General features: G+C 51.3%; 12 protein-coding genes and 2 tRNA genes. All 14 read left to right on the forward strand.

All coding sequences use genetic code 11. The features are described 5' to 3' along the window. The first annotated feature begins 63 nt into the window (after positions 1-63). The 14 genes from AC07N2_RS12065 (at position 64) to AC07N2_RS12130 (ending at position 11,483) form a co-directional block, all read left to right on the forward strand. Positions 64-318: a glutaredoxin family protein gene (locus AC07N2_RS12065; protein ID WP_494778479.1), complete on the forward strand. Its 255-nt coding sequence runs from the start codon at positions 64-66 to the stop codon at positions 316-318. 196 nt (positions 319-514) lie between these two features. Continuing rightward, complete coding sequence (lepA, locus tag AC07N2_RS12070) at positions 515-2,308, forward strand: translation elongation factor 4 (RefSeq protein WP_494778480.1); 1,794 nt, start codon at positions 515-517, stop codon at positions 2,306-2,308. Further along, complete coding sequence (gene lepB, locus AC07N2_RS12075; protein WP_494778481.1) at positions 2,305-3,228, forward strand: signal peptidase I; 924 nt, start codon at positions 2,305-2,307, stop codon at positions 3,226-3,228. Before lepA ends, lepB begins: the two co-directional genes overlap by 4 nt. A 20-nt stretch (positions 3,229-3,248) precedes the next feature. Further along, positions 3,249-3,638 (forward strand): DUF4845 domain-containing protein, encoded by a 390-nt coding sequence (locus AC07N2_RS12080; RefSeq protein WP_494778482.1) that lies wholly within the window; start codon positions 3,249-3,251, stop codon positions 3,636-3,638. Positions 3,639-3,658: 20 nt separating this feature from the next. Then, entirely contained in the window at positions 3,659-4,633 is a 975-nt protein-coding gene (gene rnc / locus AC07N2_RS12085; protein ID WP_494778483.1) for a ribonuclease III, read from the forward strand. Beyond that, a complete protein-coding gene (gene era / locus AC07N2_RS12090; RefSeq protein WP_494778484.1) occupies positions 4,630-5,532 on the forward strand; it encodes a GTPase Era in 903 nt (300 codons plus the stop codon). Before rnc ends, era begins: the two co-directional genes overlap by 4 nt. A 12-nt stretch (positions 5,533-5,544) precedes the next feature. Beyond that, positions 5,545-6,411 carry a DNA repair protein RecO gene (gene recO, locus AC07N2_RS12095; RefSeq protein ID WP_494778485.1) on the forward strand — a complete coding sequence of 289 codons (867 nt, stop codon included), beginning with the start codon at positions 5,545-5,547 and terminating at the stop codon, positions 6,409-6,411. Between the two features lie 12 nt (positions 6,412-6,423). Next, positions 6,424-7,191 (forward strand): pyridoxine 5'-phosphate synthase, encoded by a 768-nt coding sequence (pdxJ, locus tag AC07N2_RS12100; RefSeq protein ID WP_494778486.1) that lies wholly within the window; start codon positions 6,424-6,426, stop codon positions 7,189-7,191. After that, positions 7,188-7,580 (forward strand): holo-ACP synthase, encoded by a 393-nt coding sequence (gene acpS, locus AC07N2_RS12105; RefSeq protein ID WP_494778487.1) that lies wholly within the window; start codon positions 7,188-7,190, stop codon positions 7,578-7,580. Before pdxJ ends, acpS begins: the two co-directional genes overlap by 4 nt. Then, complete coding sequence (gene nagZ, locus AC07N2_RS12110; RefSeq protein ID WP_494778488.1) at positions 7,577-8,650, forward strand: beta-N-acetylhexosaminidase; 1,074 nt, start codon at positions 7,577-7,579, stop codon at positions 8,648-8,650. Before acpS ends, nagZ begins: the two co-directional genes overlap by 4 nt. A 24-nt stretch (positions 8,651-8,674) precedes the next feature. Continuing rightward, positions 8,675-10,531 carry an excinuclease ABC subunit UvrC gene (gene uvrC, locus AC07N2_RS12115; protein ID WP_494778489.1) on the forward strand — a complete coding sequence of 619 codons (1,857 nt, stop codon included), beginning with the start codon at positions 8,675-8,677 and terminating at the stop codon, positions 10,529-10,531. 58 nt (positions 10,532-10,589) lie between these two features. Next, the gene (pgsA, locus tag AC07N2_RS12120) at positions 10,590-11,177 is read left to right on the forward strand and encodes a CDP-diacylglycerol--glycerol-3-phosphate 3-phosphatidyltransferase (RefSeq protein WP_076591678.1); all 588 of its coding nucleotides are present in this window, start codon (positions 10,590-10,592) and stop codon (positions 11,175-11,177) included. 61 nt (positions 11,178-11,238) lie between these two features. Beyond that, positions 11,239-11,314: transfer RNA gene (locus AC07N2_RS12125), tRNA-Gly, on the forward strand. A 93-nt stretch (positions 11,315-11,407) separates the two neighbouring features. Beyond that, positions 11,408-11,483: transfer RNA gene (locus AC07N2_RS12130), tRNA-Gly, on the forward strand. Position 11,484: the final 1 nt, after the last annotated feature.

An 11,484-nucleotide genomic window follows, 5' to 3' on the forward strand; every position in this document is an offset into this window, starting at 1 on the left:
AACGCAGAACAAGGCTGCCTGCTGAAAAGCGCGCAGCCTTTTCTTTTGTCAGCGAAGGTTATCTTGATTCAGTTCACTCTTTATTCGCGTACTTATTGCCATTTGTGCGATGACATGCTGACTGCATTGCAGGCGCTGATGATCTCTGATGAGTTTGCTATCACGGTGCTTGATGTGGATGCTGACGAGGCTTTGGTAGCGAAATATGATGAGCTGGTGCCGGTGCTGCTTGCCAGCAAGGATGGCGAGGCTGCGCAGCAACTTTGCCACTATTTTCTGGACGAGGCGGCTGTACGGGCATTTATTGCTGGCGCCTAAACGCTGGCCCATTGCGCAGGCTGGGAAATGCTATTTCACTTGATATTTAGGCTACAAATGCAGGCTAGGGGAATTTCCGGGATTTCCCCTCTGAAATCCGGTAAAATGCCGGTGCCGTCATCCCTCTGTAACAAGGCGCTCGCCTAGGGAAAACATCCCAGCGTTGAGCGCTTTTTTTGTAATTGTCACTTGGTTAATGAACAACATTCGCAATTTCTCCATCATCGCCCATATCGATCACGGTAAGTCGACGCTCGCCGATCGCATCATTCAATTGTGCGGCGGCTTGTCCGATCGCGAAATGGAGGCGCAAGTTCTTGATTCTATGGATCTAGAACGCGAGCGCGGCATCACGATCAAAGCCCAGACCGCAGCGCTGTCGTACAAGGCACGCGACGGCAAGGTGTACAACCTGAACCTGATCGATACGCCGGGCCACGTCGATTTCAGCTATGAAGTCAGCCGTTCGCTGTCCGCTTGCGAAGGTGCGCTGCTGGTGGTCGATGCGTCGCAAGGTGTAGAGGCGCAGACAGTGGCTAACTGCTATATGGCGCTGGACTTGGGTGTTGAGGTTGTTCCTGTACTCAACAAGATCGACTTGCCGAATGCTGATCCGCCGGCCGCTATTGCCGAGATCGAAGACGTCATCGGAATTGATGCGGGTGATGCTGTGCATTGCTCGGCAAAAACCGGTTTTGGTGTGGCCGATGTGCTTGAGTCACTGATCGCCAAAGTGCCGCCGCCAAAAGGCGATCCTGATGCGCCGCTGCAAGCGCTGATCGTGGACTCATGGTTCGATAACTACGTCGGTGTGGTGATGTTGGTGCGTGTGATCAACGGCACCTTGAAACCAAAAGAAAAAATTCTGCTGATGGCGAGCGGTTCGGTCAATCTGGTCGAAAACATCGGCGTCTTTGCGCCACGCTCGGTATCGTTGCCTACACTGTCTGCCGGACAAGTGGGCTTCATCATCGCCGGTATCAAGGAGTTGAAGGCTGCCAAGGTTGGCGATACCGTCACATTGGCCAGCCGTCCGGCTGCCGCAGCTTTGCCTGGCTTCAAGGAAGTGCAGCCGCAAGTGTTTGCTGGTCTGTTCCCGGTTGAAGCTAACCAGTACGACGCCTTGCGCGATTCGCTGGAAAAATTGAAGCTCAATGATGCTGCACTGATGTACGAGCCTGAAGTCTCGCAAGCGCTGGGCTTCGGCTTCCGCTGTGGCTTCCTTGGCTTGCTGCACATGGAAATCGTGCAGGAACGTCTTGAGCGCGAATTCGATATGGACCTGATCACGACGGCACCGACCGTCGTGTACGAAGTCATCATGCGCGATGGTGAGCTGATCAAGGTGGATAACCCATCGAAGATGCCAGACCCATCGAAGATTGAAGAAATCCGCGAGCCTATCGTTACCGTCAATCTGTACATGCCGCAGGAATATGTCGGCTCGGTCATCACGCTGTGTATTGCCAAGCGCGGTGTGCAGATGGATATGAGCTATCACGGCCGTCAGGTAAAACTGGTGTACGAAATGCCGATGGCTGAAATCGTGCTCGACTTCTTTGATAAGTTGAAATCGACCTCGCGCGGTTACGCATCGATGGATTACGAGTTCAAGGAATATCGTGCCTCTGATGTGGTCAAAGTCGACATGCTGATCAATAGCGAAAAAGTCGATGCGCTCGCCATCATCGTGCATCGCTCGAACAGCCAGTATCGCGGCCGTCAGGTGGCGTCCAAGATGCGTGAATTGATTCCGCGTCAGATGTTTGACGTCGCTATCCAAGCCACTATTGGTGCCAACATTATCTCGCGTGAAAACGTCAAGGCACTGCGCAAGAACGTGCTGGCGAAATGTTATGGCGGCGATATCAGCCGTAAGAAAAAACTGCTGGAAAAACAAAAGGCCGGTAAAAAACGCATGAAACAAGTGGGCTCGGTTGAGATTCCACAGGAAGCGTTCCTGGCAATTCTACAAGTGGACGATAAATGACACTGCAAGACATCTTAGGTAATTTTTCGCTGATTCTTTTCATTTTGACGATAGGAACCGGCGTGGTCTGGTTCCTCGACGTGTTTTATTTGAAAAAGCAGCGTCGCGCCAAAGCGAATGCGGTTTTGGCTGAATTTGATGCACGCAATGCCAAATTGGCTGGCGATGGCATCAAGCCGGACAACACTGGCCGCGCCGAGCTGGAAGCCAGCATGTTGCGTCAACCGGCCTGGATTGAATATTCGGGCAGCTTTTTCCCGGTGATCTTGCTGGTATTCGTGTTGCGTTCCTTCCTGTACGAGCCGTTCAAGATTCCATCGACATCGATGGTGCCAACGCTGCAAGTCGGGGATTTGATCTTGGTAAATAAATACCAATATGGTGTTCGTTTGCCAATTATTAACAAAAAGATCATTGAAGTTGGCAATCCGCAACGTGGCGATGTCATGGTTTTCAAATATCCGGAAAACATGGCACTGGACTACATCAAGCGTGTGGTGGGTGTTCCAGGCGATACGGTGACTTACAAGAACAAGCGTTTGATTATTAATGGCAAGGAAGTTTCTTACAAACCATTGCCTGATTATCTGGATGAGGAGACACTAAGTTACTCCAAGCATCTGAGTGAAGATCTGAATGGTGTAGCGCACCAAATCTTGAACAATCCGCGTGCGCCGTCCTATGTATCGAATCCGCACGATTTCCCGAATCGCGATTTGTGTACTTACGACGTAGAGGGATTTACTTGTAAAGTCCCGGCTGGACAATATTTCATGATGGGCGATAATCGAGATAACAGTCTGGATAGTCGTTACTGGGGTTTTGTGCCGGATAAAAACATTGTCGGAAAAGCATTCTTTATTTGGCTGAACTTGAACAATTTCCCGAGTAACCTTGGTCGTATCGGTAATTTTCAATAATTCTCGTCGGGAGCGAATACATGGCATATCGGTTGCATAGTAGTCGTCATCAACAGGGCATCACATTAGTGAGCCTGATTCTGGTTTTGGCTGTGATTGGTGCGATTGCCGTACTGGCGCTCAAGGTGACGCCGACTGTTACCGAGTATTTTTCGATCAAGAAGGCCATAGCCAGCGTGAAGGCAAGCGGCGGCTCGATCCCGGAGATGCGTGCGGCGTTTAATCGGCAAGCCGAAGTTGGCTATATCGATGCGATCAGCGGTACGGATTTGGACATCACCAAAAATGGTGATGATGCGGAAATCAGCTTTGCATATCAAAAGACGATTCCGCTGGTTGGACCGGTTAGTTTGTTGATCGATTACGCCGGCTCGACCAGTAACCGTGTACAAAAAAAAGCAGCACCATAAGGTGATAAAGCGATAGAAAAATGGATGTAACGTTATTGCAAAATCGGCTGGGCCACACTTTCAAGGATGCTGTCTTGTTGCAGCAGGCCTTGACACATCGTAGCCACGGCAGCGTGCATAACGAACGTCTGGAGTTTCTTGGCGACTCGATTTTGAATTGCGTAGTCGCCTCGCTGCTGTTCGATCGTTACAGCAAGATTGATGAAGGCGATTTGTCGCGTCTGCGCGCTAATCTGGTCAAGCAACAATCCTTGTATGAAATTGCACAACGCCTAGAACTGTCGCACTTTTTGCGCCTGGGTGAGGGCGAGTTGAAGTCGGGCGGTTTCCGTCGCCCTTCGATACTGGCTGATACGCTGGAAGCCTTGTTTGGCGCCATCTTCCTCGATGCCGGTTTTAATGCAGCACGTGATGTGATTCGCGCGCTTTATATTCCGATTCTGGATAGCGTCGATCCGAAGACGCTGGGCAAGGATGCAAAAACTTTGTTGCAGGAATATCTGCAAGGCAAAAAGATTGCTCTGCCGCAGTACAACGTGGTGGCTACACATGGCGCTGCCCATAATCAAGAATTTGAAATTGAATGTCTGGTACCTAAACTGGATATTCAAGTATTTGGTACCGGCGGTAGCCGTCGCGCAGGTGAGCAAGCCGCAGCCAAGCTGGCATTGGAAGCTGCACTGGCTGCTTTCGTGAAAACGCCAGGCGCCAGCCGCAAAGCCAAGCCGCGTACTGCACAATTGAAACTGGCAGGTATCGCAACGGTGCAATTGGATGAAGCGGATAAACCCGCTGCCAAAGCACCTACCAAAGCGGAATTAAAAACTGCCAAGTTAGACGCGCAAGCGTCGACTGACGCGGTCACTGAACAAAACGAAATACACGATGGACAAAAGAGTCTGATCGCCGAGCATGATGCGGCGAAAACTGCTGATGTCGCATCGGATGATGTTGCAACAAAACCTTCTACCACTTCCCATTCCAAAATTGCATGACTGAATCTACCGCACTGTCTCACTTTCGATGCGGTTATATCGCGATCGTCGGTCGCCCTAACGTCGGAAAATCGACGTTGATGAATGAATTGATCGGCGCGAAGGTCAGCATTACATCACGCAAGGCGCAAACTACGCGCCATCGCATCACCGGTATTCAAACTGTTGAAGACGCACAGTTTGTGTACGTCGATACGCCTGGTTTTCAGATGCGTCATTCGAATGCATTGAATAAAACGTTAAACCGTACCGTGACGAATACGCTCACGGCGGCAGACGTGATTCTGTACGTGATCGAGGCAGGTACTTTCGGTCAGGCAGATCAGCAAGTACTGGATTTGATTCCGAAAAATGTGCCTTGCATACTGGTGATCAACAAGTCGGATCGCGTCAAGGATAAGGCAGTGTTACTGCCATTCGCCCAGCAAATCGCTGCCAAGCATGACTTCGCTGCGGTTGTGCCGGTATCGGCTAAATTGCGTTTTCAGCTCGACGGCCTGCAAGGCGAGATCAAAAAATATCTGCCGGAAAATCCACCGGTCTTTGGTGAAGACGACATTACAGATCGCAGCGAAAAGTTTCTTGCCGCAGAAATCGTGCGCGAAAAATTATTCCGTTTCGTCGGTGATGAATTGCCATACACCAGCACCGTGCTGATCGAAAAATTTGAAATTGAAGGCAATCTGCGCCGTGTCTTTGCCGCGATCCTGGTTGAGCGTGATACGCACAAATCCATGGTCATTGGTAACAAGGGCGAGCGTCTGAAAGATATTTCCACGCAAGCACGACTCGATATGGAACGCCTGTTTGGTGGTCCGGTGTATCTGGAAGTCTGGGTCAAGGTCAAATCAGGCTGGGCCGATAACGAAGCAGGCCTGCGCGCATACGGATACGAATAATATCGATCAAAGATGGCCGTACTCATCGCCGACATCAATACACAAACAACTTCTTCCTCCGAGGAAAAAACGGCGGTGCGTGGAGAAGATGTCGGTTCCGCATCACTGGCTGTCAAGCCTGTAACAACAGCCAAAGCGGCGCCGCGCCGCGCACGCTCTCCCGAAAAAGACACACGCATCGCCGATCAACCCGGCTTTGTGCTGCACAGCTATCCTTACAAAGAAACCAGCCTGATCGTCGACGTATTCTCGCGCGATCATGGCCGCATTGCCTTGGTTGCCAAAGGTGCCAAGCGTCCTCATTCCAAACTGCGTGGTGTCTTGCAGACTTTTCAGCCTTTGTCTGTGGGTTGGAGTGGCAAGGCGGAAGTGCGCACGCTGATTGCGGCGGAGTGGGTCGGTGGTTTGTTGCCTTTGGAAAAATCGGCCTTGTTGTGCGGTTTCTACCTGAATGAATTACTGGTTAAATTGCTGGCACGTGATGATCCTCATCCTGCCTTGTTTGATCATTACGTCAGCGCGCTGAATCAACTGGCGCATGATGAGCCAGCACCTATCGTGTTGCGTAAATTCGAGCGTGCCTTGCTGAAGGAAACTGGTGTTGCCAGTGATTGGCGTACTTGTACCATGACTCGCAATGCCATCATCCTCGAACAAATCTATGTAGTCGATCCTGAGCGTGGCCCGCGTCCGGTGCGTCCTGCAGATGTATGGCCGCGCGTGTCCGGCAAGACTTTGCTGGATATGGAGAATGAAGATTACACAGATGCGCTGACGCAAACGCAAAGTAAATTCCTGATGCGCTTTTTGCTGGCGCATCATCTCAGTGGAGCACCACTGAATACCCGCCAAATATTGATCGATTTGCTGCAGCTTTAACGGAAAACATTCATGAGCTTTCTTCAGCCTGGTTCAACCATCATCGACCTCGGTATCAACATCGATCACGTCGCTACCTTGCGCAATGCGCGCGGCACCGTGTATCCAGATCCGCTGCAAGCTGCCTTGCTGGCGGAAGAGGCAGGTGCTGATGCAATTACTTTGCATTTGCGCGAAGACCGCCGCCACATCAAAGATGCCGACGTTGAGTTGATACGTCCGAAGTTGTTGACGCGCATGAATCTGGAGTCAGCAGTGACGAACGAGATGGTTGACTTCGCATGCCGCATCAAGCCGCAAGACGTTTGTCTGGTGCCTGAGCGTCGTGAAGAAGTGACGACCGAAGGTGGACTGGATGTCGTCAAGTATTTTGACGTTGTCTCTGCGGCCGTCAAGCAATTACAGGCTGAAGGTATACGCGTAAGTTTGTTCATCGATGCCGATGCCGCGCAAATTCAAGCTGCGGCTGAAGCCGGAGCGCCAGTGATTGAATTGCATACCGGCCGTTATGCTGATGCGCACGATGCAGCGCAACAACAGGTTGAATTGCAACGCGTGCAGCGCGGTGTGGCAGAAGGTATGGTGCGTGGTTTGAAAGTCAACGCTGGTCACGGTTTGCATTACACCAATGTGCAGGCGATTGCCGCGATCCCGGATATTGCTGAACTCAACATCGGTCACGCAATCGTCGCACATGCTGTATTTGTCGGTTGGCAAAATGCCGTGCGCGAGATGAAAGCAATCATGATTGCTGCGCGTCTGGCTGGAATGAAGAAATGATATACGGCGTAGGTACCGATATCATCAAGATAGATCGCATAGCTGCGGCGCTGGGCCGGCATGGCGATCGTTTTGCCGAACGTATATTGGGCAAGGAAGAGCTGGAAAAATACCATAGGCGTAAAGCCAAGGTAGAGGCGCGCGGCTTACGTTTCCTGGCAACACGCTTTGCAGCGAAGGAAGCATTTTCCAAAGCAATCGGTTTGGGCATACACATGCCGATGACATGGCGTGCTGCGCAGATATTGAATGCGCCTAGCGGCAAACCTATCATTGTCACCAGCGGCAAGCTGGAAGAATTCATGCAGGAAAACGGACTGACCGCACAGGTTTCGATTACGGATGAAGTCGAATATGCGGTCGCTTTTGTAATTGTGGAGAAAAAATGACTACGGCAGTTTTAAATTCGGCAACTTCAAATTCAGTAGAAAAATTTGGTCCAGTCATGCTGGATGTAGTGGGCACAACTTTGAGTGCAGACGACATTCGTCGCATCCAACATCCACTGACCGGTGGCGTGATTCTGTTCGCGCGCAATTACACAGACCGCGCGCAATTGACAACTTTGACGGCAGCGATTCATGCAGCGCGCCCAGGTATCGTGATCGCGGTTGATCATGAAGGCGGACGCGTACAACGTTTCAAGACAGATGGTTTTACGCATCTGCCAGCAATGCGCAAATTAGGTGCCTTGTGGGATAAAGATGTGTTGGCTGCGACCAAGGCAGCGACTGATGTTGGTTACGTGCTTGCAGCAGAATTGCGTGCCTGTGGCGTTGATTTGTCGTTCACGCCTGTACTCGATCTTGATTACGGTGAATCGGGTGTGATCGGCGACCGCGCTTTTCATCGCGATGCGCGCGTCGTGACTATGCTGGCCAAGAGTTTGAATCACGGCTTGATGCTGGCTGGTATGTTGAATTGCGGCAAGCACTTTCCAGGACATGGTTTTGTCAAAGCGGATTCGCATCTGGAGATTCCAGTCGATGAGCGCGAATTGAAGCAAATTTTGGCAGAAGATGCCGCGCCGTATGACTGGCTCGGCTTAAGCCTAGCCGGTGTGATGCCTGCGCATGTGATTTATCCTAAAGTGGATAAGCATCCTGCAGGTTTCTCGCGCAAGTGGCTGACTATGCTGCGCAAGGATTTTGGTTTTGAAGGTTTGATCTTCAGTGACGATCTGAGTATGGAAGGTGCCAGTGTTGCCGGTACGGTGATTGATGGTGCGCATGCTGCATTGAATGCAGGTTGCGACATGGTGCTGATTTGTAATTCGCCAGACAAGGCTGATCAGTTGCTGAATGGATTGACCGTCAAAGATAACAAAGCGATGCAGGAATCTGCTGCGCGCATCGCCGCATTGACGCCGCAATCTCCTGCGTTGGCATGGGATGCCTTGCAGCAGGATGCACGTTATATCGCTGCGAAGAAAGCTGCGCAAGCTCTCGCTGCTGCTTGAGCCTGACATTTAGATGAGCGTGTAATGTCCGAAATAGAGCCTCCAGATCCGCGTGCAATCGTGCTGGAAACGGTTGCGAAGTTGCCGCATTTGCCTGGCGTGTATCGCTATTTCGATGCTGATGACAAGCTCCTGTATGTCGGCAAGGCACGTGATCTGAAGAAGCGTGTCTCCAGTTATTTTCTGAAGAATCTGGCCAGCCCGCGCACTGCGATGATGGTAGAGCGCATTGCGCGCCTGGAGACTACGGTCACGCGTAGCGAAGCAGAGGCGCTGCTACTTGAAAATAACCTCATCAAGACTTTGCAACCGCGATACAACATTTTGTTTCGCGATGACAAGTCGTATCCCTACCTGAAAATCACAGGGCAGGAATTCCCACGTATGGCTTACTACCGCGGTGCGGTAGATAAAAAGAATCAGTACTTCGGTCCTTTTCCTAGCGGTTGGGCAGTGAAGGAATCGATGCAGATTTTGCAGAAGGTCTTCCTGCTGCGTACCTGTGAAGATTCTGTTTTTGCCAATCGGACTCGACCTTGCTTGTTGCATCAGATCCATCGTTGCAGTGGGCCTTGTGTCAATTACATCAGCAAGGAAGACTACGCGCTGGATGTGGAGAATGCAGCCAAATTTTTACGCGGTCGCCAGAGCGAAGTGCTGGAAGTATTGCAGGCGAAAATGCTGGCGTATGCGGAAGAGCTGAAATTCGAGCAAGCCGCAGTTGTCCGCAATCAGATCAATGCCTTGTCGCGTGTACTGCATCAGCAAAGCATGGAAACCGGCGGTGATGCCGATATCGATATCATCGCGGTGATCGTGCAGGGCGGTCGCGCCTGCGTCAACCTGGCTATGGTGCGTGGCGGCCGGCATCTGGGTGACCGTGCCTACTTCCCAACACATGTCGATAATGCACTGACGAATGCAGAAGAGTCGATCGCGGCAGAAGTGATGAAGGCTTTCCTCGCGCAGCATTACATCGATAAATTCATTCCGAGCACGCTGATCCTGAATACTGAGTTTGATGAGCCTGAATTGATGCTGGCTTTGATGGAGCAGTGTGGCCATCGCATCAATCTGGTTTTCCAGCCGCAAGGGCAGCGTCGTCAGTGGCTGGAGATGGCGCACAAGGGCGCAGAAATTTCGCTTGCTCGTTTGTTGTCGGAACAAGGTTCGCAACAAACGCGTACTCGTATGCTGGTTGATGCTTTGGGTATAGACGTAGCCGATATCGAAGCATTCCGCGTGGAGTGTTTCGACATCAGTCATACGCACGGTGAAGCAACGCAAGCGTCGTGCGTCGTGTTCCATCACCATGCCATGCAGAATGGCGAATACCGTCGTTACAATATCAACGACATCACGCCAGGCGATGATTACGCCGCGATGCGCCAGGTCTTGTTGCGTCGTTATGAGAAGGTTGCCAACGGTGATGGCGTAATGCCGGATGTGGTCTTGATCGATGGCGGCAAAGGGCAGGTTGAAGTAGCGCGTCAGGTCTTTGTCGAGCTGGGGTTGGATATCAGCCTGATCGTCGGCGTCTCCAAAGGTGAGGGCCGTAAAGTTGGTCTGGAAACATTGGTTTTCGTCGATGGTCGTGCTGCGCAAGAATTGGGCAAAGAATCGGGTGCCTTGATGCTGATTGCACAAATTCGCGATGAAGCGCATCGTTTCGCCATTACCGGCATGCGTGCCAAGCGTGCCAAGGCACGCCAGACCTCGCGTTTGGAAGAAATCGAAGGCATAGGCGCCAAGCGTAGACAGAAGTTATTGGCGCGTTTTGGCGGCTTGCGTGGCGTGGTGGATGCCAGTATCGAGGATTTATCGTCGGTGGAAGGCATTTCTCGGCAATTGGCAGAAGACATTTACAAGCAATTGCATTAGATTACGGGTGCGCAGGCAATGCTTGTCCTGCGCCCTTCATGGAAACGTAAAGTTTGATATGCCCTTCAATATTCCTATTCTTCTTACATGGCTACGAGTCGCGCTGATTCCATTGATGGTCGGCGTGTTGTATATCCCCGATGCATGGCTGGGTTCGTTCAATAAAACGCAGGGTCTTGCCGCCACGTTGATTTTCATCGTTGCAGCGCTGACAGACTGGATAGACGGTTTTCTCGCGCGTCGCTGGAATCAGACTTCTGCCTTCGGTGCCTTCCTTGATCCGGTCGCCGACAAACTGATGGTTGCCGGTGCCTTGCTGGTATTGATCGAGCTTGAACGAGTGAATGCAGTGATCGCCTTTATCATTATCGGTCGCGAGATCACGATTTCCGCTTTGCGCGAGTGGATGGCGCAGATCGGTGCATCGAAATCGGTGGCTGTTAGTTCACTGGGCAAGATCAAGACGATTGCGCAAATGGTGGCAATTCCGATGCTGCTTTATTACGACACTATTTGGGGCATCAACCTCAAATTCTGGGGTGATATTCTGTTGTGGGTCGCAGCAGTACTGACGGTGTGGTCAATGTTTTATTATTTACGCAAGGCATGGCCACTGATCAAAGAAAGCGCAGGGCATTTATTGTAAGTTTTGCTGTGTGGAGTGCTTGACAAGCAAAGTCATTCCTCTATAATGTGCACCTGTCGATGCGGGAGTAGCTCAGTTGGTAGAGCGCAACCTTGCCAAGGTTGAGGTCGAGAGTTCGAGACTCTTCTCCCGCTCCAAATATTTTAAAGGGGAGCTGAACAAGCTTCCTTTTTTATTGAATGATGTGCGACATGATCATTCAAAACGGTTTGATGTAGTAAGAAGTACATGCGGGAGTAGCTCAGTTGGTAGAGCGCAACCTTGCCAAGGTTGAGGTCGAGAGTTCGAGACTCTTCTCCCGCTCCAG

The sequence above is a fragment of the Herminiimonas sp. GW821-FHT09C12 genome, from assembly GCF_059416385.1.